Origin of the sequence: Stenotrophomonas sp. 2619 (genome assembly GCF_040548725.1) — a bacterium.
In the GTDB taxonomy this organism is placed as follows: domain Bacteria; phylum Pseudomonadota; class Gammaproteobacteria; order Xanthomonadales; family Xanthomonadaceae; genus Stenotrophomonas; species Stenotrophomonas maltophilia_AP.
In genome coordinates, this window is sequence record NZ_JBEPSF010000005.1 from 1 (window position 1) to 24,682 (window position 24,682).

22 protein-coding genes are annotated in these 24,682 nt (G+C 64.2%); 5 read left to right on the forward strand and 17 right to left on the reverse strand.

Features of this window, described 5'->3' with window-relative positions; all coding sequences use genetic code 11:
• The 3 genes from ABIA71_RS06455 to ABIA71_RS06465 form a co-directional block, all read left to right on the forward strand.
• On the forward strand, positions 1-382 hold a 382-nt coding region (locus ABIA71_RS06455; RefSeq protein WP_354284077.1), incomplete at its 5' end, for an MBL fold metallo-hydrolase.
• A gap of 59 nt (positions 383-441) precedes the next feature.
• Complete coding sequence (locus tag ABIA71_RS06460; RefSeq protein WP_088434056.1) at positions 442-1,140, forward strand: hypothetical protein; 699 nt, start codon at positions 442-444, stop codon at positions 1,138-1,140.
• A gap of 351 nt (positions 1,141-1,491) precedes the next feature.
• Complete coding sequence (locus tag ABIA71_RS06465; protein WP_354284079.1) at positions 1,492-2,790, forward strand: alpha/beta hydrolase; 1,299 nt, start codon at positions 1,492-1,494, stop codon at positions 2,788-2,790.
• A gap of 891 nt (positions 2,791-3,681) precedes the next feature.
• Here ABIA71_RS06465 and ABIA71_RS06470 read toward each other — a convergent pair.
• The 12 genes from ABIA71_RS06470 to ABIA71_RS06525 form a co-directional block, all read right to left on the reverse strand.
• Positions 3,682-4,800: an alpha/beta fold hydrolase gene (locus ABIA71_RS06470; protein WP_354284081.1), complete on the reverse strand. Its 1,119-nt coding sequence runs from the start codon at positions 4,798-4,800 to the stop codon at positions 3,682-3,684.
• Between the two features lie 201 nt (positions 4,801-5,001).
• Positions 5,002-6,048: a sialidase family protein gene (locus tag ABIA71_RS06475; RefSeq protein WP_293982173.1), complete on the reverse strand. Its 1,047-nt coding sequence runs from the start codon at positions 6,046-6,048 to the stop codon at positions 5,002-5,004.
• A 5-nt stretch (positions 6,049-6,053) separates the two neighbouring features.
• Complete coding sequence (locus tag ABIA71_RS06480; RefSeq protein WP_293982176.1) at positions 6,054-7,613, reverse strand: sodium/sugar symporter; 1,560 nt, start codon at positions 7,611-7,613, stop codon at positions 6,054-6,056.
• A complete protein-coding gene (locus tag ABIA71_RS06485) occupies positions 7,610-8,548 on the reverse strand; it encodes an SMP-30/gluconolactonase/LRE family protein (protein ID WP_313422827.1) in 939 nt (312 codons plus the stop codon). Before ABIA71_RS06485 ends, ABIA71_RS06480 begins: the two co-directional genes overlap by 4 nt.
• Positions 8,545-9,300: an SDR family NAD(P)-dependent oxidoreductase gene (locus ABIA71_RS06490; RefSeq protein WP_313422828.1), complete on the reverse strand. Its 756-nt coding sequence runs from the start codon at positions 9,298-9,300 to the stop codon at positions 8,545-8,547. Before ABIA71_RS06490 ends, ABIA71_RS06485 begins: the two co-directional genes overlap by 4 nt.
• Positions 9,301-9,314: 14 nt before the next feature.
• A complete protein-coding gene (gene dgoD / locus ABIA71_RS06495) occupies positions 9,315-10,463 on the reverse strand; it encodes a galactonate dehydratase (RefSeq protein WP_354284084.1) in 1,149 nt (382 codons plus the stop codon).
• Complete coding sequence (locus ABIA71_RS06500; RefSeq protein ID WP_354284086.1) at positions 10,460-11,095, reverse strand: 2-dehydro-3-deoxy-6-phosphogalactonate aldolase; 636 nt, start codon at positions 11,093-11,095, stop codon at positions 10,460-10,462. Before ABIA71_RS06500 ends, dgoD begins: the two co-directional genes overlap by 4 nt.
• 10 nt (positions 11,096-11,105) lie before the next feature.
• Positions 11,106-11,822, reverse strand: a complete 717-nt coding sequence (locus ABIA71_RS06505; protein ID WP_354284088.1) for a FadR/GntR family transcriptional regulator — start codon at positions 11,820-11,822, stop codon at positions 11,106-11,108.
• A 102-nt stretch (positions 11,823-11,924) separates the two neighbouring features.
• Positions 11,925-14,669 (reverse strand): TonB-dependent receptor, encoded by a 2,745-nt coding sequence (locus tag ABIA71_RS06510; protein ID WP_354284090.1) that lies wholly within the window; start codon positions 14,667-14,669, stop codon positions 11,925-11,927.
• Positions 14,670-14,742: 73 nt separating this feature from the next.
• Positions 14,743-15,891: a cellulase family glycosylhydrolase gene (locus ABIA71_RS06515; RefSeq protein ID WP_354284092.1), complete on the reverse strand. Its 1,149-nt coding sequence runs from the start codon at positions 15,889-15,891 to the stop codon at positions 14,743-14,745.
• A gap of 110 nt (positions 15,892-16,001) precedes the next feature.
• Positions 16,002-17,147, reverse strand: coding sequence for an aldose epimerase family protein (locus ABIA71_RS06520; RefSeq protein ID WP_313244481.1), 1,146 nt, complete (start codon positions 17,145-17,147; stop codon positions 16,002-16,004).
• Positions 17,148-17,240: 93 nt separating this feature from the next.
• Positions 17,241-18,170: a 2-dehydro-3-deoxygalactonokinase gene (locus tag ABIA71_RS06525; RefSeq protein ID WP_354284094.1), complete on the reverse strand. Its 930-nt coding sequence runs from the start codon at positions 18,168-18,170 to the stop codon at positions 17,241-17,243.
• 104 nt (positions 18,171-18,274) lie between these two features.
• On the opposite strand from ABIA71_RS06525, the gene ABIA71_RS06530 reads away from it, so the two are divergent.
• Both ABIA71_RS06530 and ABIA71_RS06535 read left to right on the forward strand, forming a co-directional pair.
• On the forward strand, positions 18,275-19,285 hold the full coding sequence (locus ABIA71_RS06530; protein ID WP_354284096.1) for a glycoside hydrolase family 43 protein: 1,011 nt from the start codon (positions 18,275-18,277) through the stop codon (positions 19,283-19,285).
• Between the two features lie 205 nt (positions 19,286-19,490).
• The gene (locus ABIA71_RS06535; RefSeq protein WP_354284098.1) at positions 19,491-19,943 is read left to right on the forward strand and encodes an ankyrin repeat domain-containing protein; all 453 of its coding nucleotides are present in this window, start codon (positions 19,491-19,493) and stop codon (positions 19,941-19,943) included.
• 122 nt (positions 19,944-20,065) lie between these two features.
• On the opposite strand, the gene ABIA71_RS06540 is transcribed toward ABIA71_RS06535, so the two are convergent.
• The 5 genes from ABIA71_RS06540 to ABIA71_RS06560 all read right to left on the reverse strand — a co-directional run bounded on the left by ABIA71_RS06540 (position 20,066) and on the right by ABIA71_RS06560 (position 24,660).
• Positions 20,066-21,889: a glycoside hydrolase family 15 protein gene (locus ABIA71_RS06540; protein WP_354284100.1), complete on the reverse strand. Its 1,824-nt coding sequence runs from the start codon at positions 21,887-21,889 to the stop codon at positions 20,066-20,068.
• Complete coding sequence (locus ABIA71_RS06545) at positions 21,886-22,785, reverse strand: SDR family oxidoreductase (protein ID WP_354284102.1); 900 nt, start codon at positions 22,783-22,785, stop codon at positions 21,886-21,888. Before ABIA71_RS06545 ends, ABIA71_RS06540 begins: the two co-directional genes overlap by 4 nt.
• 32 nt (positions 22,786-22,817) lie before the next feature.
• Positions 22,818-23,684, reverse strand: coding sequence for an SDR family oxidoreductase (locus ABIA71_RS06550; RefSeq protein WP_088434073.1), 867 nt, complete (start codon positions 23,682-23,684; stop codon positions 22,818-22,820).
• A 107-nt stretch (positions 23,685-23,791) separates the two neighbouring features.
• Positions 23,792-24,178, reverse strand: coding sequence for a sensory rhodopsin transducer (locus ABIA71_RS06555; RefSeq protein WP_313422837.1), 387 nt, complete (start codon positions 24,176-24,178; stop codon positions 23,792-23,794).
• Positions 24,175-24,660 (reverse strand): DUF4126 domain-containing protein, encoded by a 486-nt coding sequence (locus tag ABIA71_RS06560; RefSeq protein ID WP_088434075.1) that lies wholly within the window; start codon positions 24,658-24,660, stop codon positions 24,175-24,177. Before ABIA71_RS06560 ends, ABIA71_RS06555 begins: the two co-directional genes overlap by 4 nt.
• Between the last annotated feature and the right edge of the window lie 22 nt (positions 24,661-24,682).

Below are 24,682 nucleotides of genomic sequence, written 5' to 3' on the forward strand. Positions count from 1 at the left end.
CGGCGACACGCAGGTTTCCTGGGTGGTATCGGCCGCGGGCCGGCGGATCTTCCATGGCGGAGACACGATGTGGCACGGTCACTGGTGGAAGATCGCTCGCCAGTTCGGGCCCTTCGACGTGGCGTTCCTGCCGATCAACGGCGCCAGGTTCGGATGGCGCAAGCCCGTCAGCGGACAGCCGGGCGTGTTGACCCCGGAGCAGGCCATTGCGGCCGCCACCGTGCTGGGCGCGCGGTCCGTGGTCCCGATCCACTACGGCGTCTCGGGAGTTGATGAGTATCAGGAAGTGGACGATCCTCTTGGCGCGCTGGTCAGGGCGGCGCGGGGAACCGCTATCGACGTCCAGTCAGTGCATCCAGGGGCGTGGGTGACGTGGCGGTAAGATCCGGCAGCAGCGTCAATGCGTCCAGCGAAAAGCCACTAACCACCACGGGAACCTGCATGAAGATACTTGCCTTTGCTTTTCTCCTCGCTTCCATGTTGGCCTGCCCTCTGTCGCAAGCGGCGGAAAATTCCAGCCCGTCTCGGCCATCGCTGGATGCGCTGCAGCGCATCATTGAGTCGCAAAGTCCTGAAACAAAAGTTACTAGGCCCGACCATGACCGAATAACGACAAAACGCATCGATATTGTCGACGAGAACGGCGTCATCCGGATGACTCTTTCGGGCCGAACGCCCGCTCCGATCATCGATGGGCTTCAATACCGACGGGCGTTTAACGTCGCCGGGCTGGTGCTTTACGATGACAAAGGCAGCGAGCGGGGTGGATTCGGCACCGCCGATGTGGCCGGGGGAATGGCGGTTCTGGCCCTGGACCACCCGGCCATGGATGCCATCGGCTGGCGTGTCTCGCCGGACGGCGAGGTGGCGTTCTCGATCAACCAAGCCCCGCCGCTGCTGCGCGAACCGGCCCTCGGGAATCGCTTGGTTCCCGGGGTTAAGACGTCCACGCGTATACGAATGGTGGTGGGCGCTGATGGCACGCCGGCAATCGCCTTGAGTGACAAGGCTGACAAGCCACGTTTGCGTCTGACGGTAACCGAAGAAGGTTATGGCGCCATTGAGTTTCTCAATGCAAAAGGGGACGTGATTCACACTTTGGCGCCAGAGGCGGAGCCGGAGCTGGCAAAGGCTCAATAGGTCGAGCAGCGTAGCGGGGCCGCTGACAGACTGATTGGGGCTTGGGGTAAAGGCCGTCGGGGGACGTTGCGCCGGCTCTGGTTGGCCTTCCGCTGTAAATCCACATGACTGATGATCAGAGATCAACAGCGCTGGGCAGCTTGCCTGCCCCATCTCAACCTCGAAATGGAGATCAAGCTGTGGTCACACGCTGGAGCTACCCAACTATTGGAGTCGAAACGAATCTGACACGCGAAGCGAAAGCTGAGTTTGGACGAACGGAACGGGCTGGGCGGGCTGGCCTGGCAAGCGGTGAGCGCGATCAACCGGCCGTTCCGTCGGTGGTGGTGATCTTTGGGAAAGGAGAGTGACATGCGCGCGCTGACACGTTGGGGTACGAGCCTGATGCTCTCTTTCGCCGCCACGCTGGCTCATGCTGCCCAGCCAGCGCAGACTGCTGCCACTCTCCTTGATCGCCTGCAGGCCGGCGACGTGGGCGCAGCTGAGGAGATGTTCACCCCGGAGATGTCCAAGGCTGTGCCGGCAGCGCAGCTACAGGCCTTATGGAATTCGTTCGGCGGGCTTCAAGAGCGCGGCGCTGCCCAGGTTAGTGCGCGCGGAGACATAAGCTTGGTGACGCAGCGGCTGAGGTTCGCGATGGGCGACATCGACACCCAAGTGGCGGTAGATGCCAGTGGCCGCGTGGCCGGTATGAACTTCAAACCGGCGGCTGCCCAAGCGCCGCCGGCGCCGTCCGTGCCGTCCGATGCGAGCTTCAAGGAGATGCCTTTCAACGTGGTGTCTGGCAAGGGTAACCTTCCAGGCACGTTGGCGCTGCCCAAGGGCAAAGGGCCGTTCCGCGCGGTAGTGTTGGTGCACGGCTCGGGTCCCCAAGACCGCGACGAAACCATTGGGCCGAATCGACCGTTCCTGGACGTGGCGCGCGGCCTGGCCGCGCGCGGCATCGCGGTGCTCCGCTACGAAAAGCGCACCAAAGCACGTCCAGAGGAGTTCAATCGCGACAATTACACGGTGGATGACGAAACCACTGACGATGCAGTAGCTGCCGTCGCCAGCTTGGTCCAGACCACCGGCATTGATCCGCAGCACGTCTACGTAATGGGCCACAGCCAAGGGGGCATGCTGGCGCCTCGCATCGCCCAGCGCTCGGGCAAGGTGGCCGGACTGGTCATGTGGTCGGCGCCGGCCCGTTCGCTGCTCACCGTGTTGCCAGAACAGAACCGCTACCTGCTGGGCCTGGATGGCAGCATCAGCGCCGATGACCAAGCCTTCTTGGACAAGCTGGACGCGCAGATCGCCGCCGCACGCGGCACCGAGCCGGTTGCTGCCAAGGACCTGCCGCTGGGCGTGCCAGCAACCTACTGGCGCGCGTTCGAGAAAATTGATCCAGTCGCCGACGCCAAGGCCTCCGCGCTCCCGATCCTGCTGCTTCAGGGAGGGCGCGACTTTCAAGTTGTGGATACCGACTGGCAGCTTTGGAAGCGCAGCCTTGCTGGACAGCGCCGAGCCAGTTTCGAGCGATATCCGGCGCTCAACCACTTAGGGATCCCGGGCGAAGGTCCGAGTTCGCTGCAGGAGTACAACACGCCCGGCGAGGTGCTTCCGCAGTTGGTCGACGATGTGGCGCGCTGGATTGAGGCGCAGCGATGAGGATTGGTGAAACGGCGATCGTGGATTTTGCCGTAGCTCGCCCACCTGCATAGCGGCTGCTGTGGTTTTGTGGGTCCCGACGTTGGGCATGGCGGCGATGATTGCCGCTGGTATGCAATCGACGCAGCGCCACCCCCCATGGCCACGGCTTCGCCTTGCCATTCTCGGTGCTGGCAATGTCGGGGCCCACCTAGGCTGGGGCTGCAGCTTGCCCAGCTTCCAGTCTAGGAAATTTCTGAGCGACCGGAGCAAGGCGTGCTGCTTGGCCACCGATACCGACCGCGCGCCTGCGTTTGGCTGTGAAATGGCACCGCTCCGCCGCTTTCTCTTTCTCTCTTTGGCCCCTCTCCCTATTCACGTCGCGCCTCACTTGCATCCGGTCAATGAATCAGTCGGCAAGTTAGATGGTGCACGGATGAGCTCAACGTAAACTGACGGGCGATGATTCTGAGCGGTCCGTGGCAGGAGACACACGGGCAAATTCGTTTGAGGCGGGGAGGCGCATCGGGAAGAGGCGGGCCCATCCAAGCAATAGAAGGCCAAGCAGTTGATACCACCTTGTGTCGAGCTCAGCGCGATTCGATTTCTTGGCTACGCGGCCAGTGGGCACCCGCAGTTCAGGGTCGGGCTCTCGGAAAGCGAGCGGGCCGCCCTACGCGCTTTTTCCATCAATCGCGTGGGCTCTTGGATTCATTTGGACTTGGACGGCGCTCGTCTGACATCGGCGTTCATTGGTCCCGCGTTGGATCTTCAGGAATTCACTGTTAGCGTCGATCGGCCTGAGCTGTCGGCCAAACTCCACGCGATCGCGCAAGGGTTGGTTACCCTTCCCTGGCTGATTTTGGGGGGATAAAAGCGCGTGGAACTTGCTCTTGGGCAGGTTCCCTCATTTTAAGGTGCGATATCGCCTGCACGCTCTGCAATGGGGCGCACCTGTTGGACGAGGGTAAGCAGTGTCTTGCCCGGCTCTTCAATCATGACCTCGTGCGCCGACTGTTCAAACCAGATAATTTGCTTTTCCGGGGCCGTAAGATTATCGGCCCATTTGGCGGCCAGTTCCGAAGAAACATTGTGGTCATGCCGGCCTAGGAACAGGAACACGGGAGTGTCGACGCGTCGCACCGAAGACATGTCCAGCGATAAGACCTCTGACAACAAATGTTCCATCGAGAAATCGTTACCGTTCCAGACCGCCGCCACGTCGGCATCGGAATACTCTGGCGAGAGCTTTATTGCTGCAGCTTCCGCGTCGCCGCCACGGCGATTATGAACCATGCCGCCGTAGTAATTAAGCCACTTGCGCTGTTTGAAGAGACTTTGCAAGGGCACCGGGGCAGTGCCCTTGGCATACGGGGCTAACTCTTGGAGCTCGGCCACCGCTTTCGCATTGCCGTCTTCCTGCGCTTGTTGAAGGGTCCATGCCCACCCGCGCCGCTCGCTCTCCGGGGCATTGGATATCTGTCCGATACCGATGTAGGCATGCAGCCACTCAGGATGGCGCTGTGCAACCTCCAAGCCGAGGTAGCTGCCCCAAGAGTGGCCCAGCAAAAAGATCTTCTCCTTTCTGAACTCCCGCCGTAGCCATGCAACCATCTCCTCCGAGTCGGCGACCATCTGCTCGCGCGTCATCGAGGGTGCTATCACGGACGGCTCGTTAGCGGCGTAAGTCTTGCCGGCGCCCCGCTGGTCCCACTGGACGACCGTGAAATACTCCTCCCAGCCGCGTTGAAAATACCAACTGGTGGGCATTGATACCCAGCCTGGTCCGCCGTGGAGCATGAGAAGCACTGGATTGCGGCGATCCGACCCGCGGATCGATACCCACTGGTCGATGCCGCCAATGCGGACTTTCTCCAGCCGCTCCACGCCTTCGTCCGCAACCACCCGGCGGATCTCCGCGACCACTTTCACGGCATCGCTACGGCTTTCAGGCCAAGAGGCGGCGGATGAGTCGAGACTCGCAAGCCCGGTGACTGTCAGAGTGAGGAGCCAGAGGATTCGATTGCTCATTGGAATGGAAGAGCATAAAGGGGCAGACCTGAGCATTGTGACGCAATGGCAGTCGTCATAAAAGCCGTTCCGGAACGGGACTAATCTCCTTTGGGTTGGTTACTTTGGTCGAGGCGGGTTGCCAAGTAGAATTCCCGCCGTTGACTGATTGAAGCCGCGACGTGCCCGAAGTGTGTTGTCACAGGCGAAGGTTAGCGGCACTCAGTTGCGATCCTTTGACGTGTAAGTTCCAAATCGAACTTTCACGCTTCCATCCACTACATTGACTACGCCGATTTCCTGGGGGCCAAATTCAACCACTGCCGGCCAGGAGTGGCGGAAGCCTAGCGGCCATGCGGGCGGTCTGACTGTCTTCCAGCGGGCACCTCCATCGTCGCTTGCACTGACCTCATTGGAGCAGGAGGTGACAAACATGGTGCCGCTTTGGGTGGTCATGACGTGGGGCCCACAGCGCTGGTCCGCCAGCGGAGTGCCCAGGCCTGCCGGCCAGGTGTGGCCATCGGCCGAGATCTTGTAGGACACCGGACACTGCGGGTCATCCCCGCAGGTCTCAAGCACCATCAGGTAACCGCCGTCCGGACGCCGTGCCATCACGGGCATGCCAGGCCGGAGCAGGCCGCCACCGGGTTGGTTGGCGATCGTCACCGCCTTGCTCCAAGTGCGCCCCCCGTCGCGGGACAGTTGCTGCGATACCACCTGGTTATACGAGGGCTGCTCGTCCGCCCGGGTTTCGTCGGCGTAGACCACCGATAAGGTGCCATCTTCCAGGTGAGTGAAAACCGGCTCCCACACCCCCCGGTCCTTGCGACCGGCAGGGGATTCGTTGCGCGTGATGGTGCTGAGGAACCGCCAGCTGCGCCCCTGGTCGTCGCTGGCATACACGTTCAATTGGTAAGACACGCCATCGATGAGCGAGCGCATGGCCAGCAGAACGCGACCTTCGGGCAGGACGATCAGCTCGCCGTTGTCGAGCTTTCGCTTGGGCTCTTCCACCCGGGAGAGCGGCGCCCACGTGCGGGCATTGTCGTCGCTGACAGAGAGCTGCAGCGTGGTGGTCTCGCCGCCGGGATAGCGCGTCGTGACCGCCAGCCAGCGGCCGTCCGGCAGCCGTGCCAGGCGGCCCCAGCCCGCATTCTCCGCATCGACCGTGGCCGTATCGGTCCAGGTCACCTCGGTCGCCAGCGAAGGGAGCGCCACGGCTGTCAGCATGGCCAGCATCAGGGTGCGCAGGGGAAGCGTCAGTTGCATGTCCATCACCAGTAAGTTGCGTACAGGGCCACCAGGATCGCCAGTACCGCAAGCGAGGCGACGTTGAACGACGGGGAGGTGGCATAGCCCACGTCATCGGTACGGATGCGGTCGCGGTCGCCACTGGCGCGGGTGGCCAGCGCAACGCCGACCCCCAGCAGCAGCGTCGCCAGGAACACCACGCCCATGCGGTCCAGGAACGGCAGCGAGGGCCACAGCAGCTTGAACACCAGCGAGAGCAGGAACGAGCCCACTGCGGCGGCCAGCGCGCCGGCCTCGTTGGCGCGCTTCCAGAACAGACCCAGCAGGAAGATCACCACGATGCCGGGCGTGAAGAAGCCGGTGAACTCCTGGATGTACTGGAAGCCCTGGTCGAACCCGCCCAGCAACGGGCGGGCGGTCAGCACCGCGACGATGATGGCGATGGAAGCGGCAATGCGGCCGACCCGCACCAGCTTCGCCTGCGAGGCGTCAGGCGCGCGCTTGGCGTAGAAATCCAGGGTGAAAATGGTGGCCACGGAATTGATCTTGGACGCCAGCGAAGCGACGATGGCGGCGATCAGGGCGGCGAACACCAGGCCGAGGATGCCACTGGGCAGCAGTGCCAGCATGGTGGGGTAGGCGGCGTCGGGGCGCTCCAGGTCCGGGGCCAGCATCACCGCGGCGATACCGGGCAACACCACGATGGCCGGGATCAGCAGCTTGAGGAAGGCGGCGAACACCACCCCCTTCTGGGCTTCGCGCAGGTTCTTGGCGGCCAGTGCCCGCTGGATGATGTACTGGTTGAAACCCCAGTAGCTGAGATTGGCGATCCACATGCCGCCCAGCAGCACCGACAACCCCGGCAGATCCTTGTAGAACGGGTTGTCCTTGCTGAGGATCATCTCGAACCGTTCCGGGTGCTGCTGCCAGAGCTGCATGAAGCCATCGCTGACGCTGCCGTCCCCGATTCTGCTCAAGGTGATGATGGTCACCAGCAGGCCACCCAGCACCAGCAGGCACACCTGCACGATGTCGGTCAGCGCCACCGCCTTCAGGCCGCCATACAGTTGGTAGGCCAGCGCGAACGCTCCCAGCAGCACCAGCGCCACGTCCTGGTCCAGGCCGGCAACGCCGGCGATGGCGATGGAGCCCAGCCACAGGATGGAGGTCAGGTTGACGAACACATACAGGCCCAGCCAGAACACCGCCATCAGGGTGCGGATCCGATTGCCGTAACGCTCCTGCAGGAACTGCGGCATGGTGGTGATGCCATTGCGCAGGAAAATCGGCAGGAACCACTTGCCGACGATCAGCAGGGTGAGCGCCGCCATCCATTCATAGGAGGCGATGGCCAGTCCGATGGCGTAGCCGGAGCCGGACATGCCGATGATCTGTTCGGCCGAGATGTTGGCGGCGATCAGCGACGCACCGATCGCCCACCACGGCAGGCTGCGGCTGGCCAGGAAGTAGTCCTGCGCCGACTTCTGCTGGCCCGCCTTCTCGCGCGACACCCATTGCGCAAGGACGAAGATGCCCGCCAGGTAGGCCAGTACGATGCTGATATCGAGGGTGGAAAGGCTCATGGAATCTCCGCGGAAGTCCCACGCACTGCGCGGGGCGGCAAGCTGGTGGGGTCGCCGGCGAACCGGGCTTCGGGTAGACCGGCGATACCGGCATCGATCGCAAGCAGGTGGCCGGCAAGAGGCTCCTGTGCACGCACGGCGGCGCTCAGCCCGTCGTGCGCACTGGTGATGAACAGCATGCGGTGCGCAGGCCCGCCGAACGCCGGGCGGGTGGGTTGGCTGACCGGCGTGGCAATCGAGCGGTCCTCGTTGCCGTCCGGCAGGTAGCGCACCACACGGGCGTCGCCCCAGCGGGCGTTCCAGAGCCCGCCGTCCGCATCGACGGCACTGCCGTCGGGCTCGCCGACCTCGTCGCGCAGATCGACGAACAGCTGCGCCTGCCCGAGCGTGTTGGCGTAATCGCATCGCCAGATCTGTTTCTGCAGCGAGTCACAGAAGTACATCGTGTCGCCGCTGGGGCTGAAAGCAATGCTGTTGGAGATCGCTGCCGGCGGAAGCCGCAGGGTCTCCAGGGTCAGGTCCGCGTTGAGGCGAAGGAAGGGCGCAACCGCTTGCTTCGGCCCTTCGGCGGGCTCATGGAGCATGCCGAACACGAATCTGCCTTGACGGTCGCAGGCGCCATCATTGGCACGCGTATCGGTGGGCGCCACCCCATGCAGGCCCTGCAGGTCACGGAATTCGTTACGCTCGGGATGGAAGAATGCCAGCCGCGAGGCCAGCGCCAGCAGCAGCCAGCCATCGGCTTCGCACAGCGCCATCGCGGCCAGCCGCTCGGGCATGGGCCAGCGGGCTGTCGCGCCGTCCTGCGGGCGGTAGCGCCACAGCTGCGACCGCTGGATATCGGTCCAGTACACCACCTGCTCGCGGTCGCACCACAGCACCCCTTCGCCCAGTGTGTTCGCCGAGGCAACCGCCACGCTCACCGGGCCGCTCACACCCAGCCTCCATCCACGATGAAGTCCTGGCCGGTGCACATGCGACTGTCATCGGCGGCCAGGAACAATGCGGCACGGGCAAGATCGTCCGCACGCAGGTACCCCGGCAGGCATTGCGAGCGCCGCAGCTGCGCTTCACCTTCCGCATCCAGCCACAACCGCTGCTGTTTCTCGGTGATCACCCAGCCGGGGACCAGCGCGTTGATGCGGATACGGTCCTGGCCCAGCTCGCGCGCCAGCCCGTTGACCAGCCCATGTACCGCCGATTTGGCCATGGCGTACAGGGGGTAACCACTGTTCTTGATCATCCAGCCGGTCGAGCCCAGACAGATGATCGAGCCGCCGCCCAGCGCCTGCATGTCCGGCGCCACGGCCTGGATCGCGAAGTACTGGTGGCGCAGATTGACCGCCACGCTGCGCTCGAAATCGGCCACGCCGCTGTCGGCCAGCTCATGGCGCGCATCGTTGGCCGCGTTGTTGACCAGCACCGAGAAAGGCCCGACCAGGCCACGGGCCTCGGCGATGGTGGTGCGCAACGCCTCGATATCGGTGATGTCGCAGCGCAGGTAGCGCGGCGCCTGCTCGACGTCACGCAGGTCATCCAGCAAGGCCTGGGCGCCGTCGTCATCGATGTCCAGGAACGCCACTTTCGCGCCCTGCCGGGCGAAATGCGCCACGAAGGCGGCGCCAATGCCGGTCGCGCCACCGGTGATCAACACCGCACGGCCATGCAGGCTGGGGTATCGGGCCATGGTCGTCATCGCGCTCACCATTCGGCCACGCTGCCATCGGCATGGCGCCAGATCGGGTTGCGCCACCGGTGCCCTTCGGCGGCCCGCTCATCGACGTAGGCCTGGTTGATCTCGATGCCCAGGCCGGGGCCATTTGGAATCTTGACGAACCCTTCGTTGTAATCGAAGGGCGAGCGGTCGACCAGATAATCGAGCAGGTCATTGCTGGCGTTGTAGTGGATGCCCAGGCTCTGTTCCTGGATGAAGGCGTTGTAGCAGACCGCATCCAGCTGCAGGTTGGCGGCGAGCGCGATCGGACCAAGCGGGCAGTGCAGGGCGATGGCAACGTCATACGCCTCTGCCATGGCCGCGATCTTGCGGGTTTCGGTAATGCCGCCGGAGTGCGACGGGTCTGGCTGCAGGATGTCCACGCCGCCCGCCTGCAGAACCTTCTTGAAATCGAACCTGGAGTACAGGCGTTCCCCCAGCGCGATCGGGGCGGGGGAGAGGGCCGCCAGTTCCGGAATCGCCTCCAGGTGATCGGACAACACCGGTTCTTCGATGAACATCAGGCCGAACGGCGACAGCTCACGCATGAGCACCTTCGCCATCGGCTTGTGCACGCGGCCGTGGAAGTCCACCGCCAGGCCGATCCCGGGCCCCACCGCATCGCGGACGGCCTGCACGTTTTCCAGCACCCGCGTGACCCTGTCGTGCGTATCGACGAACTGCATTTCTTCGGTGGCATTCATCTTCACCGCGGTGAATCCACGCGCCACCGCCTCTGACGCCGCGCGGGCGGTATCGGCCGGGCGATCGCCACCGATCCACGAGTACACGCGGATGCGGTCGCGCACCGGGCCACCCAACAGCGCATGCACCGGGACATCCAGCGCCTTGCCATGAATGTCCCACAGTGCCTGGTCGATCCCGGCCAGCGCACTCATCAGGATCGGTCCGCCGCGGTAGAAACCGCCGCGATAGAGCACGTTCCAGTGGTCCTCGATGTGTCTGGGATCCTTGCCGATGAGGTAATCGGACAGTTCCTCGACCGCGGCGGCCACGGTATGCGCGCGGCCCTCGACGATAGGCTCGCCCCAGCCGCAGATGCCGGCGTCGGTATCGATGCGAACGAACAGCCAGCGTGGGGGCACCAGGTAGGTGGTGATGGCGGTGATCTTCATGCGGTGAGGTCCGTGTTGGTGCTGTTCCAGGCGTCGACGAACGCGCGCGCGCGGCGCGCCACTTCCGTGGGCGGGGTCTTCGGGGCATACAAGGCCGAGCCGATGCCAAAGCCGGCCGCGCCCATCTGGCGGTAGGCCGCCATGCGTTCGGGGGTGATGCCGCCCACCGGTAGAAGCGCTGTGCCGGCAGGCAGCACGCTGGCCCACGCTTTCAGCACCGGCGGCGGCAACTGCTCGGCAGGGAACAGCTTCAGTGCATCGGCACCGGCACGCAGCGCGGAGAACGCCTCGGTGGGCGTGGCCACGCCCGGGGTACAGCGCATGCCTTTGGCGTGCGCGGCGGCGATGACCTCGATGTCGGCGTGCGGCATGACGATCAGCCGGCCGCCAGCGTTTGCTACGTCATCCACTTGGGCGGTGGTGAGGACGGTGCCCGCGCCGATCAGGCAACGATCACCGAGCTGACTGGCTAACAAGGCGATGCTCTCCAGCGGCTGCGGAGAGTTCAGCGGCACTTCCAGGATATGGAACCCGGCATCGGCCAGTGCGGCACCGATCGCGGGGGCCTCCTGCGGGGTGAGCCCGCGCAGGATGGCAACCAATGGGAGGGGTTGCATCCAGGCGGTGCTCATGGGAAATCCTTCAGCGTGGGGGTTTGCGCGGGGCGCGGATTCCCTTCAGGTTGGCCCGGGAATCGGCAATCATGTCCAGCATCGCCGCACGCGCCGCCTCCGGCTGCTTCAGCCGGATCGCGTCGTACACTTCGAAGTGGCGCGGCAGCGAGTACTTGAAGTCCTTGGCGGTCTGCGCCGAGAGCAGGAAGAACGTGCCCAGCGCAGCGTCGATCACCGAGAACAACGAACCCAGCAGCTCGTTGTTGGTGGCCTCCAGCACACTCTCGTGGAAGGAGAGATCCGCCTTGGCCCACGCGTCCTGATCGAGCGCGTCGGCCATCGCCTGGTAGGCCGCCTTGATCTTGGCGAGCTGCGCGGGCGAACGTCGCTGCGCTGCCGAGGCGGCCGCTGCAGGCTCGATCACTTCGCGCATTTCCACCAGCTTGTCCACGAAGTCCTGGGTGGGCATCAACGCGCAGCGCCACGCCAGGATGTCGCTGTCCAGCTGCTTCCAGAACCGGGGCTCGCGCACCCGCGAACCGGTTTTCTGCTTGGTTTCGATCAGCCCCTTGGAGCCGAGCACCTTCAGCCCCTCGCGAAGCGCGGAGCGGCTCACCGACAGGGTCTGTGCTAGCAGCTCTTCCTTGGGCAGATACTCGCCCGGCTTGATCGTGCCACTGATGATGCGCTGTCCAATTTCCTGGGTAACCTGATCGTGAAGGTTGCGTAGCTCGATCCGTTTCACAGACACCCCTTTGGCTTGGTGCTCCGCTGAGCGCGGTCACTCCTATTATCCGACAAAAGGGGTTCGGCAGGGTGGCTTGCATGGACATGGGGGCGGCCGTCATCACAGTTTGAACCGGAAGCCCATGGCCACGGTCTTGTCCTGGTAGCGGATATCGCGGGGCCGCGTATCGCCGCTGCCCCAGAACTGGTGCAGATTGTTGCCCAGCAGATTGGTCGCCGAGAACACCACGGTGGCGCGAGGGGTCACGTCGTAGCTGATCGAGAAGTCCAGCGAGCTGGCCGGCTCGACCTGGTCTTCGGTGCCGGCGACGGTCGGCTGGGTGAAGAAGTCGATGTAGCGGCTGCGATAGCCGTAGGCCAGGCGCGCGGACAGGCCGAAGTTCTCGTAGAAGAGCACGGCGTTGTAGTTGTTTTTTGATACGTTCTGCAGCGGGCGGGAAACCACCGGGCCACCGATGAACTCCGGCGATTTGGTGTCGCCCTCGATGTAGGTGTAGTTCAACTGCGCACCCAGTCCGCTCCATGCGCCGGGCAGGAAGTCGAAGGTCTGCTGGTACGCCAGTTCCACGCCCTGCAGATGGCCGCTGCCGGCACTCTGGGGCGAGGAGAGCTCGTAGTCCTCACCGGCGATGACCACATTGGTAATGTAGTTCTGGATGTAGCCATCGATATCGCGATAGAACACGCCCGCACTGGCATAACCTACCGGCGAGAAGTACCACTCCAGCGACATGTCGTAGTTGGTCGACTTGATCGGGCTCAGGTCGGGGTTGCCGCTGCTGGCCACACCCGCACGATTGACAGTGCCCGGGTTCAGCGAAATCGACGGGTTCAGCGCACCGAAATCGGGGTAGCTCAGGGTCTTGGCGGCAAGCACGCGCAACTGCCAGGCATCATTGAAGTGCAGGTTCAAGCTGGCATTGGGCAGCGTATTGGTGTCCTGCGTGTTTCGCGTGATCGCGCTGTAGACGCCAGTGCTGGCGTCGAACGAGAAGGCATTGAGCTCGCGCTTGATCTTCTCCGCGCGCACGCCCACCAAGCCGTCCACACGCAGGCCGAACACATCGAAATCGTACTTGGCCTGCACGTAGCCCGCGGACTTGCGCTCCTGGATGTCGAAGAAGCGACCGGGGTTCTCGGCAGCCAGGCCGTCCGGCAGGCCGTAATAAGCGCGAAGTTCATCCGCGTTGTTGATCAGGTAGTCGTAGCACGGGGTGAGGAAGGACTGGCTCAGCGCCGAGTTGCCACGCTTGCTGCAGAAGAAGCTGTTGGCCGGGACCAGCCCCACCACCTGGTTGGCCGGGTTCGGGTTGGCGGTGATGTTGCCGGTGCCTGCACCACCCGGCGGCGGGGTGCTGATTTCCACGCTGCCCTTGGCGCTGGCGTTGCGGTCTGCATAGCGAAGGCCGAACTGCAGGAATGCGATGGGGCCGTCCAGGAAATCGAACTTGCCATCTCCTCGCCAGCTGTTCTCTTCACCGCGGGATTCGCCCCAAGTCTGGAAGAGGCCATTCAGATAGAACCGTGACGGATCCATGGCCGGGTTGCCCGCCAGGTACCAGTTCTGATGATTGCCCGCCGTGCCGTCCCACACTGTGGTGATAGGACCGCTCAGGAACGTATCGATGATGAAGTTCTCATCACGGTAATAGCCGGACGTGCGCGCGACCTCGGTGGAGAGGTGCAGCTGGTCGCCATTCCATTTGAAGCCGAGCGCGTTCTGAATATCCTGGCCGCGCTGCTTGTGCGCCTGGGTACTGCTGGCAGCGTAGGTGTCGCCGGTCCAGGAACCACCGGTGGCATCGCAGATTGTCTGACCCGAGAGCGGGCCCGCCAGCTGGTTTGGATAGCAGTTGCTGCCCACCTCCAGTCCGGTGGGTGGCACCACCCCGACCGGGAAGCTGAAAAGGAACGCCTGGTCATAGTCGTCGCGCACGTAGTCGTACAGACCTTCAACGTAAACCTCGGTGTTCTCGCTCGGCTTCCACTGCAAGGCATAGTTGAATGCGCTGCGCTTCCGGTCGCCATGGTTGTAGTTGGTGCCCCAGCCGTTGGGCGCAGCGATCAGGTTGCCGTCATCGGTCCGCATCGGCGAGCTGTCCGGATTCTCCAGCACCTTCGGAAAGTCGCCCCAGACGGCGTCGTAGGCGTAACGCTTGCCGATGTAGCCGAAGTTGACCATCGCACCGATCTCACCGGCGTCGGTGTCCCAGCGGTTGCTCAGCAACAGGCTGGCCGAAGGATCGATGTCGCCGGCGTACTTGCTGTGGGTGCCGGTGACGGTACCGGCGATTTCAGCCCCATCGAAGTCGAGCGGGCGGCGCAACTGGATGTCCACCAGGCCGGCGATGCCACCCAGCGGGAGGCTCGCCTCGCTGCTCTTGTAGACGTTGAGGCTCTTGATGGCCGTGGCCGGCAGGTTCTGGAACGCGTAACCACGGCCGGAACTGCTGAAGATCTCGCGTCCGTTGAGGGTGCTGATCACATTGGGCAACCCGCGGATGACCACGCCGGTGGTTTCGCCTTGGTTGCCTTGGGCGATCTGCACGCCGGTCACGCGCTGCAGCGCATCGGCCACACTGTTGTCGGGCAGCTTGCCGATGTCCTCAGCGACGATCGAGTCGACTACCATCGCCGCCTCCTGTTTGATCGTCTGGGCGGTCTGCAGGCTCTGGCGCAGCGCGGTGACCGTGACGGTATCCAGGTCGACGGCGGTGGGCTGCGCAGCCGGGTGGGGCGTGGCTACATTCACCGCACCCGCGGTCTGCGCCTGCACCAAGGCGGGCAGGGCAAGGGCGGACAGGATGGCCAAGGAGAGCAGGGTGCGGGAAGAATGGCGGGTCATGGCGGTATCTCCGGATTCCGGAAAGCGAGCGCGGTGGGTGGCCCGCCATCGGTCGATGGCGGGCCGTCAGGTGTCAGAACGCAGGAACGGACTTGCGTGGCGTTTTTGCCAGGGTGCGGAACAGCTCCGCCTCTCGAGCGCGATACGGCGTGCCGTCGGCCTTGAGCAGGTCGTGGAACCACACGGTGGGGGCCTCCATCGTGTACGGGCGCTGCCAGCTGTCCCAGGGGAAGCGGGTCTGGATCGCGCCGTCGACGAAGCCCCAGTTGATCATCCCGATGTTCTCGCGGCGGGCGATCGGCAGGATCGTGTCCACATTGGAGCCGGCGCCGCGGGCGAGCCACTCGGTGCAGATCAGCGGGCGGCCATACTTGCGCAGTTGCTTGATGCGGGACACAAACGCTTCGGGCTGCTCGTAGTTGTGGAAAGTGATCACGTCCGAGCGCTCCAACTGCGTGCGTTGGATCGAAGTGAGCGAGGCGGCGCCGGGCGACCAGTCATCACCGATCCACACGCCGCTGGTGAGCGGCTGCACCGGCCTTTTGGCACGCGCCCAATCGAAGATCTGCGGCAACAGCTCGGCGATGCGTTCCTGCTCGCCCTTCAACTGCTTGTCCATGTAGTTGCCGCCACCCGGGTTGTCCGGTTCGTTCCACAGGTCCCAGGCGAGCACGCGCGTGTCGTTGGCGAACGCGCCGACGACACCTTCCACGTAATTACGGAAGTGCGCGTCATTGGCCGGGTCCACCAGCATGTGGCGGCTCGGGCTCTGCACCCAGCCGGAGTTGTGCACGCCGGGAATCGGGCGGCGTTGCGCCCCCAGCACCGGATCGGGGTCCCAGCAGCTGTCGAACAGGACCAGCATCGGGCGGATGCCGTGCTTGTCGGCGATGCTCAGGAAGGTATCGACCCGCTTGAGGAACCCTTGCGGGTCCTGCTGCCAGAGCAGATCGTGGAGGTACACGCGCATGGTGTTCATGCCGAACTGCTCGTGTGCCCAGCCAAGCTCGCGGTCGATGGCCTCCGGGTCGAAGGTGTCGGCCTGGAACATCTCAAGCTGGTTGATGGCGTTGGAGGTGGTGTAGTTCGCCCCCACCAGCCATTCCTGTTTCGCATACCAGCTTTCAGCCTGCGCCGGCGTCCAGCGTACGGCTTCGGTCGCATGCGCCATCGGCGCAACGGCGAGCAAAGTCGCCAGCAGGAGGGAAGGCCACTTTCGCATGAGATGCATCTCCTTCGATCATGAGCTGCCCGTCCTGGCCGAAACCGGGAGGCGGGCGCTACGTGGTGGTGGTGCCGGCGCAGAGACCGGCAGGTGCGCAGGGCGCGGGATCAGCGGCGTTGCTTGGCAGCGCGGTCCGTAGTGAAGTCGTAGACGATCCGGTTCAGATAGGTCTCACCCGGTGCCAGACGCGCCGAACCGAACGCCGGTTGATTCGGGGTATCGGGGAACAACTGCGGTTCCAGCGCGATCGCATCGCCCTGGCGATACACGCGGCCACTCTTGCCCACCGTGCTGCCATCCAGGAAGTTGCCCGAATAGAACTGCAGCCCTGGCTGGGTGGAGAGCAGCGTCATCACGCGACCCGAGCGCGGGTCGTGGACGCGGGCGACTTCGCGCAGTTCACGCGCCGGTGCCGTGCTGATGACCCAGTTGTGGTCGTAGCCTTGGCCGTGCAGCAACTGCGGTTCGTCGCCCCGGCGCAGGTCGCGACCGATCGCCTTAGGCGTGCGGAAATCGAACGCGGTCCCTGCCACTGGTTGCAGCATCCCAGTGGGAATCAAGGTCGCATCCACCGGCGTATAGGCGCTGGCCGGAATGGTCAGCTCGTGCTCCATCGCCGAGCCCGATCCCTCACCGGAGAGATTCCAGTAGGAATGGTTGCTGAGGTTGACGATGGTGGGCGCGTCGGTGGTGGCGCTGTAGTCGATCTCCAGCCGGCCATTGCCCTTCAAGGCGTAGGTCGCGGTGACCGTGAGCGTGCCGGGGAAGCCCATGTCGCCATCCGGACTGACGTGCCGCAAGGTAGCGTGGTCCGGGGTGACGTCGACGACCTGCCAGACCACCTTGTCGAATCCCCGGGTTCCACCGTGCAGGCTGTTGGGACCGTTGTTGACGGGCACCTGGTAGCTCTTCCCATCGAGGGTGAAGCGGCCCTTGGCAATGCGGTTGGCGAACCGGCCGACGATGGTGCCGAAGTACTGCGGCTTGTCGAGCGTGGATTGCAGGTCTTTGTCGCCCAGCAGCACGTCGGCGAACACACCCTCGCGGTCTGGCACTTCCAGCGAATGCAGTGCTGCGCCCAAGGTCAGGACCCGCGCCTGCATGCCGCTGCCATCGCGCAGCAAGATGGATTCCACTTGGGTTCCATCCGGCAACTTGCCCACAACCGTCCGCTCCTGGCCCTCAGCGACGCCCACTGCGGAAAGTGCCAGTACGCCGATCAATCCCGCCGTTTTCCCCTTGCCAGCACGCATTGCTCAAGACCCCTCTCGATGTCGTGGAGCGTACAAAAACATATAATCAGACAATACGCACGTTGCGACGCAACAAGCGTTCAATGTGGACGGTCAGTGCGCCGCGGCAGCCATCGCATGGATGGCCGAAAATCCGCGCACCACGGCGTCCGGCGACGCGGTCGGCCGCGCTGCGATGCCGAGTTCGGCCAATGCCGCCTGGTAAAGCCGGTTGACCGGACCGGAACCGACCAAGGGCACTGAGGCATTTTTCAAGGAAGGAAACAGCGCTAACGCGTCGGCGATCTCCGCGCCGACCAGCAGGCCGCGCAGGTAGGAACTTGTCTGGTCGCGAGGCAGTGCACCCCGGATCATCCTCGCGCGAACGCCGAAGAGCAGGGCGCCCAACCCGAGGGGGCCGTTTGCCGCCGCGCGCACACCTTCGGCAAAGGCCGCCCCGGGTGTGCCGGGCCCCTCAAGCACGGATGCCAGCAGGCCGGCGCTGGCCAAACGGTCGAACAGCTCCCCCGACATTGAGGTCATGAAACTGTCCACACGCCCATCAATGAGCTGTATCCACTTCGTGTGCGTACCAGGCAGGGCGACGATGGCACCCAGGTCGATGTTTCCGGCACTGAGCAAGCCCAGCAACTCGGTCTCCTCACCGCGCAGGACGTCGTGCGCACCGTCGACGGGGCGCACGCATGCCATGCCAGGCACGATGCTCACATCCAGCGTACCGATGCGGGTGGGTACCAGGCTCAGCGCGACCGCCTCCACGCCCGCAGGACAATCCACATAGCCCGCATCGATCCAACCAACGTTGGAGCCGATCATGCCGGCGGCATAGGCATGGCCGGCGTCGGGCCACCGCGCCCGGATCGCATCGGCGGCGGCGGCCATACCTTCGCGCTGCAGCAGTGCCACTCCGGCGGGCGTTTCGTATGCGTCCAGCCGTCGTCCATCGGTCCCGATCAGGTAGGCCCGCAGATTGGAGCTGCCCCAGTTGATGCCAATGATGCTGTCCGTGTGACGCTGGTGCATAGCGGATCCTCAAGGTGGACGGAGTGTTGCCTATTGTCCGATTATATGATTTGGTTGTGCGGCGCTGGCAAGCCTGTCAGTGCGACATTCCACGGGAGGGGAAGATGTTCAATGGCACGCTTCGTACGCTGGTGGTCATGGCGCTCCTGCAGGCATCGGGCGGCGTATCCGCCATAACGCCGGCAACGGACAATCCACTTCTACTGTCCGGGCCAGACCCGTGGATCACCCGCGAGGGCCAGATCTTCTACTACATGGGCACCCACGGTGACCGGCTGGCCATCCGCGTCACCACCGATCTCGCCAAGCTGGATGCTGCACAGGAAATCACGGTGTGGCGGCCACCGGCGACCGGTCCCAATGCCACCTCGATCTGGGCCCCGGAACTGCACCGCATCGAGGGCAAGTGGTACATCTACTACACGGCTGCCGCCAGCGGCATTGCCGAAGGGCAGGAAGACTCACACCGCGGCGTGTTCGTGCTCGAAAACAGCAGCGCCGACCCCACCACCGGCGAATGGCGCGACCGCGGTCGTTTGGCCACCGCTCATCCTGGGATCGATGGCACGACTTTCAGCACGGGAGGAAAGCGCTATTTCGTTTACTCCCCGTATATCGGGCCGGACAGTGTGCTGGCCATCGTGGCCATGTCCAACCCATGGACACTGACGGGAGCGGAAACCATCATCGCGCGCCCCGACCAGACCTGGGAGCGGCAGGGCGGCAGGCAGATCCTAGAAGGGCCCGAATTCCTCCAGGGCCCGAACGGGGACCTGTTTCTGACCTACTCAGGCAGCGCCTGCTGGTCCGATGATTACGCCATTGGCCTGTTGCACGCCAAAGCAGGCGCAGATCCCTTGGATGCAAAGGCGTGGTCCAAGGAAAAGCGCCCTATCTTGGCGAAGAACCCGGCCGGCAATGTATATGCGCCGGGGCATAACGGGTTCTTCCATATGAGTGACGGAACGCCATGGATCGTATATCACGCCAATCCGGGCCCTGAAATGGGCTGTACATCCGAACGTTCGCCGCGCGTGCAGCCCGTGCATTGGGATGAGGAGGGCAGGCCTGCACTGGACCTGCCTGTAGGGAAGAGCGCCAAAGTGCTCAAATAGCTACGGTGGGCGGATGTTCGAACTGACAAGAGCGCCCCAGGCATGGGGCTCAATACTCGGTTTATATCGGCAAACGCTTTGATGCTTGGATGCGGGCATTGCGCGCCGCGACCTGGCCTTTTCTTTCGTGACTGGGAAGCCGGTGGGTATAGGATGGTTGGGCGCGGGCCCGAGCACGCCAGCCCGGACTGAAAAGGAGATACCCATGGAACTGCTGCCGAAGGCGATAGCTGACGGGCGGGGCAAACTCTATGTGACCCTCCCTGAGTTTCGAGAAGCTTTTAGACAGATGTTCCAAGCGGTCGAGCAGCTCCCGAAGGCCGTCATTGACCGCGGCAGGGCTTTGGCCTACCCGCAGTTGCATCACGCTTGTGTTCAGGGCGACATCGAGCTGGTCGAAGCGTTGCTAAGTCGAGGTGTAGGGCCTAACAGCTATCCTTTCACGGAAGACGAAGGCGATGAGCCGCCTCTGGTTTGGCTGGTGATGGCAGAAGAGATGAAAATTGACGCGAAGATATCTGTTGCGTCCGTCCTGATTCGATATGGCGCGGATGTGGAGGAAGGGGATGCCCTCTCGTTGGCGCAGCAATTGGGAGACTGGCCCTTCGCAAATTACCTAGAGGAGGCGGGGCGAGGCCAGCCACAAACGGCTGGATAGGGGCTAGGCGAGTACGGACAGGGGCAGGTGCATACCCGAAGCGATAGCAACTTGGGATAGAGCCAACTCTCGCCGGCCCTTTCAGCGCCCCGAGGAACATCGGCCCAGGTGGGTGCGCAGCGCTACTCGCCATCCACCGCATAAGCAGCGTGCACCAAGGCCAAGTGACTCAGTCCTTGTGGCGTGTTGCCTAGCCCCTGTTCCTGGTGGGGATCCCACATCTCCGGCATCAGGCCTACGTCGTTCTGGACCCGGGCCAGCAGCGCGCCGAACAAGCGACTGGCTTCTTCCTTCTCGCCCAGCAGGCCGTAGGCCTCCACCATCCAGAACGCGCAACTGATGAACGTGCTTTCGCAGTCCTGCATGCCGCTGTAGCGCCACAGCAGATCGCCGCTGTCATCGGACAGTTCGCGCCGCATGGCCTCTCGCGTTGAGATGAAGCGCTCCCGACGCACGTCGCCCAGGCCGAAGCGCGAGGCCAGCATCAGGCTCGCATCCAGACGATCGCTGCCGGCGTGCATCACGTAGCTCTGCTTTGCCTCATTCCAGCAGTGCGCGTCCACCCAGTCGAGGATGCGTTCCTTCTCGCGCTGCCAGCGCGGCAGGCGAGCGGTGGTGATGTGACCGGCCTCAGCCAGCTCACAGGCCCGTCGCAACGCCATCCAGCATTCCACCTTGGACATTGTGTAGTGCTGCGCGTCGCCCAGTTCCCAGAAGCCGCTGTCCTTGCGCATCCAGTTGTCGGCGCATTCGTCGGCGAGCTCGAACAGCAGCCGGGCGGTGGTGGGATCGAGGATGTGGCCTGCCTCGATCATCCGGCTGGCCATTTCCAGCACGTCACCGTAGGCGCAGGTCTGCAACTGCTCGGCGGCGGCGTTGCCCACGCGGACCGGTTGGCTGTTGCGGTAACCCGGCACGTCGATGCAGCGCTCTTTTTCGACCCGTTCGCCGCGCAGCGTGTAGCAAGGCGCGAGCCCGGGGCGGTGGCGGCCGATCGTGGTCATCAGCCAGCTGAAGCCGGCCTTGGCGTCGGGCAGGGCACCCACACGCAGGAAGGTTTTGATGACGTATGCAGCATCGCGCACCCAGGCGTAGCGGTAGTCCCAGTTCTTGTCCCCGCCGATGCGTTCCGGCAGAGAGGTGCTCACGGCGGCGGCGATGGCGCCGGTGGGGGCGAACCAGAGGAATTTGAGCGCCAAGGCCGAGCGGATGACCTCGTCGCGTCGGCTGGCGTCGCAGTGAAGGTCGTCCACCCACTGGCGCCATTCCCGATCAGAGCGGTCGATGCGGGTATCGATATCGACCAAGGGCGGAACCGGGAGCACTTCGTCCTGCGAGGCCAGCAGCGCGATAATCTCCCGGTCGCCGGGCGTAAGGGTCACGGTGCCGCGGAGTTCCCGGTCATCGCAATTGCCGATCTGCACGCGTTCGGAATAGCGCAGCATCGTCATGACTGGGCCGGCGTGATGCACGCACCCGTTTGGGGTGTCGCTCATCCACGGCGTGCAGGCCCCGGCGCGCGTGCCGGGCTGGTAGAGCAGATCGAAGCTGACCTCTCCCTCGACGCCTTCCATCCGGCGAGCCAGCTCGGACCAGGGCAGCCGCCCGGCGGGACCGCTGTTGAGCGACTCGGTCACGCGGGCCAGGCCGGTGCTGGTGCGAACGTCGGTCTCCAACACATTGCTGTTGTCGCGGTAGCGCCGCTGCACCTGCTGAACGTCGCGGGCTTGGAGCACAAAACGACCGCCGGCCGGGGCATCGAGCAGGCGGTCGAGCAAGGGCGGTGCGTCCATGCACGGGGCGCACCACCAGTCGATGCTGCCATCCGGCGCGATGAGCGCACTGGAGCGCCCATCGCCAATGGCGGCGTAGGAGTGGATGGGCGCATACCCGTCCGCGTCGCGCTCGGCAGGCACGCTATCGGCATCGCTGGAGCTAGCGGTCACGGCAGCAGCATGCCGCCGGTGGCGCCGATCACCTCACCGGTGATGTAGCTCGATTCCTGGGTGGCCAGCAGCACGTAGGCCGACGCCATTTCCACCGGCTGGCCCGCCCGCTTCAGCGGCGTCTGCGAGCCGAACTCCGGAATGGCCTCAGGCGGTTGGCCGCCGGCAGGCTGCAAGGGCGTCCAGATCGGACCCGGAGCAACTGCGTTCACGCGGATGCCGCGCTCGGCCACCTGCTGGGCCAGGGCCTTGGTGAAGTTCACGATGGCCGCCTTGGTGGGGGCGTAGTCCAGCAGGTTGGGCGATGGCTGATAGGCCTGGATGGACGCAGTGTTGATGATGGTGGCGCCGGCGGGCAAATGCGGCAGGGCAGCCTTGCACACCCAGAACAGCGCATGCACGTTGGTGCGGAAGGTGGCGTCGAATTGCTCGGTGGTGAGGTCTTCGATCTTTTCCACGGCCAGTTGCTTGCCGGCAATGTTGGCGACCACGTCCAGCCCGCCCAGCGCCTTGACCGCCTGCGCCACCAAGTCGCCGCAGAACTGCTCCTCTTGGAGGTCACCCGGGATGGCGATCGCCTTGCGGCCTTCGGCTTCAATCAGCGCCACCACTTCGGCGGCGTCGTCTTCTTCTTCGGGTAGGTAGTTCAGCGCCACGTCGGCGCCCTCGCGCGCGAAGGCAATGGCCACTGCGCGGCCGATGCCGGAATCGGCACCGGTCACCAGCGCCTTGCGGCCCTTCATGCGCCCCAGGCCCACGTAGCTTTTCTCGCCATGGTCAGCCGCCGGCTTGAGTTCATGAACAGTGCCGGGCGGGGTTTGAACCTGGGTCGGGTAGGTCGGCTGTGGGAACTGGGTCAGCGGGTTCTGCATGTCGTATTGGTGGCGGGAAGTCATTGGAATCCTTGGGGGAGGAGGGAGAACAGGCCTTACAGGGTGACCGCGCCGCCGGAGACGGTAAGCAGTGCGCCGGAGGTGTAGCTCGCACCGTCGGCAGCGAGCATCACGTAGGCCGAGGCGAGTTCGGCCGGCTGGCCGGGACGACCGAACGGGGTCTGGCTGCCGAACTGCTCAACTTCCTCCGCGGCCATGCCGGCGGGAATGAAGGGCGTCCAGATCGGGCCGGGCAACACCGCGTTGACACGGATGCCCTTCTCGGCGAGAAGGCCGGCCAGGCCGATGGTGAGATTGGCCACCGCGCCCTTGGTGGCCGAATAGGGCAGGATGTTGGGGGTGGGCTTCTTGGAGTTCACGGATGCGGTGTTGATGACCGAGCCGCCGTCCTGCAGGTGCGGCACGCACAGTCGGGTCAGGTTGAAGACCGCGTGCACATTGGTATCGAACGTTTTTCGCCAGTCGTCCAGGGTGATGTCGTCGAAGGATTCGTAGTAGCGCTGATAAGCGGCGTTGTTGACCAGAATGTCCAGGCCGCCAAGTTCGCCGGTGACCTGCTTGACGAGCGCCTCGGCCTGGGCGTCGTCACTGATGTCGCAGGGGCACAGGACGGCCTTCTGACCCGCCGCTTCGATCAGAGCGCCAATGCTGGCGGCATCCTTCTCCTCGCCCTCAAGGAACGCGATAGCCACATCGGCGCCTTCCCGGGCGTAGGCAATGGCTACCGCCGCACCAATACCGCTGTCGCCGCCGGTAATCAGAGCTTTCTTGCCTTTCAGCAAGCCGTGACCAACGTAGCTTTCCTCACCGTGGTCTGGCCGAGGATCGAGCTTGTCGGTCTTGCCGGGAAACGACTGCTGCTGCGCCTTGAACGGCGGCTTCGGGTAGTTGGGCACGGGCATCGGCGGAGCCTCTGTTGGGTTGAGGAAAAGTTAGTGTGCGGACGCCTTGGTCAACGTCGCGGCCCAGTGGTGTCGATGCAATGTGCAGGGCCTGACCGACCGGAGGGTCAAAGCGGGTAGGCGATGGTCGTCATGATGCTGTTCTCGGCTTGGCGTGAATCAAGCCGGGTGTGCTGGACCACGACCGGAACATCGGATTCGATAACGCACGAAAAACCCACGCCACGGGGCACCGGGGCAGGCACCTCAAGATCGTTGAAGCGCTTGTGACACGTGCGCCGGGCAGGGACGGTGAAGCGGTAAGGGCCCTGCGGGTCGCGGTCCTCGAAGTACAGCGTCAGGGTGATGGCCGCATCGGTGGAACCAGTGTTGAGGATGCAGCACGTCTCGTGGCTTTGTAGCGCTGGTTCCGGCCCGTTGCTCCACGCAGGGATGTAGCCCTCGGCGATGGCCCAGCACCGCCGACCGAGGGACGTCGGCTCATCGGGGTTCATCCGCGAAGTCCTCTTGGCTTGGCGCCCCCGGCAGCCCATTGTGTGATGAGGGCAGCACTGCCGACGGCAATGGCGTCTTCCACGGCGCCGGTGCTGCTTTGACCGTAGCGGGCGATCGCCCGCATGCGCAGGTTGAAGGTCACGTAAGCCATACCAACAGCGGCGCCGGCACCCAGAAGCGCGCCCAGCTTCCGCTGCCGATGGGGAGCAAGCGCTGCGCCTGCAATCATCCCGGTAGCGACGCGCGCAACCATGCCCGCTGGGACGATGCGGTCGGGGGCCGTTTTCATCTTGTCACCAACAAGCTCTCCGCCTGCCAATGCGAGCATACCTGCGGAGGCGAGCTTGTTGGCCAGAAGGCGAGGGGCACCGTTGTCGGCGGGCAAGTTGCCGCTCCGCGCGGCGTTGGTCACCGCAGCCAAAGGGGTCATCGCCCGCATTCCGGCGACAGCTCCCATCAAAATCGAGTGGATCAAGGCCATCTGATTCTCCTGAATAGGAAGG

Excerpts from the sequence above, each read along its gene's own strand:
- ABIA71_RS06460 (WP_088434056.1), top strand. The coding sequence starts at position 442 with ATGAAGATACTTGCCTTTGCTTTTCTCCTCGCTTCCATGTTGGCCTGC.
- ABIA71_RS06465 (WP_354284079.1), top strand. The coding sequence starts at position 1,492 with ATGCGCGCGCTGACACGTTGGGGTACGAGCCTGATGCTCTCTTTCGCC.
- ABIA71_RS06470 (WP_354284081.1), bottom strand. The coding sequence starts at position 4,800 with ATGAGCAATCGAATCCTCTGGCTCCTCACTCTGACAGTCACCGGGCTT.
- ABIA71_RS06475 (WP_293982173.1), bottom strand. The coding sequence starts at position 6,048 with ATGCAACTGACGCTTCCCCTGCGCACCCTGATGCTGGCCATGCTGACA.
- ABIA71_RS06480 (WP_293982176.1), bottom strand. The coding sequence starts at position 7,613 with ATGAGCCTTTCCACCCTCGATATCAGCATCGTACTGGCCTACCTGGCG.
- ABIA71_RS06490 (WP_313422828.1), bottom strand. The coding sequence starts at position 9,300 with ATGGCCCGATACCCCAGCCTGCATGGCCGTGCGGTGTTGATCACCGGT.
- dgoD (WP_354284084.1), bottom strand. The coding sequence starts at position 10,463 with ATGAAGATCACCGCCATCACCACCTACCTGGTGCCCCCACGCTGGCTG.
- ABIA71_RS06500 (WP_354284086.1), bottom strand. The coding sequence starts at position 11,095 with ATGAGCACCGCCTGGATGCAACCCCTCCCATTGGTTGCCATCCTGCGC.
- ABIA71_RS06510 (WP_354284090.1), bottom strand. The coding sequence starts at position 14,669 with ATGACCCGCCATTCTTCCCGCACCCTGCTCTCCTTGGCCATCCTGTCC.
- ABIA71_RS06515 (WP_354284092.1), bottom strand. The coding sequence starts at position 15,891 with ATGCGAAAGTGGCCTTCCCTCCTGCTGGCGACTTTGCTCGCCGTTGCG.
- ABIA71_RS06520 (WP_313244481.1), bottom strand. The coding sequence starts at position 17,147 with ATGCGTGCTGGCAAGGGGAAAACGGCGGGATTGATCGGCGTACTGGCA.
- ABIA71_RS06525 (WP_354284094.1), bottom strand. The coding sequence starts at position 18,170 with ATGCACCAGCGTCACACGGACAGCATCATTGGCATCAACTGGGGCAGC.
- ABIA71_RS06530 (WP_354284096.1), top strand. The coding sequence starts at position 18,275 with ATGTTCAATGGCACGCTTCGTACGCTGGTGGTCATGGCGCTCCTGCAG.
- ABIA71_RS06535 (WP_354284098.1), top strand. The coding sequence starts at position 19,491 with ATGGAACTGCTGCCGAAGGCGATAGCTGACGGGCGGGGCAAACTCTAT.
- ABIA71_RS06545 (WP_354284102.1), bottom strand. The coding sequence starts at position 22,785 with ATGACTTCCCGCCACCAATACGACATGCAGAACCCGCTGACCCAGTTC.
- ABIA71_RS06550 (WP_088434073.1), bottom strand. The coding sequence starts at position 23,684 with ATGCCCGTGCCCAACTACCCGAAGCCGCCGTTCAAGGCGCAGCAGCAG.
- ABIA71_RS06555 (WP_313422837.1), bottom strand. The coding sequence starts at position 24,178 with ATGAACCCCGATGAGCCGACGTCCCTCGGTCGGCGGTGCTGGGCCATC.
- ABIA71_RS06560 (WP_088434075.1), bottom strand. The coding sequence starts at position 24,660 with ATGGCCTTGATCCACTCGATTTTGATGGGAGCTGTCGCCGGAATGCGG.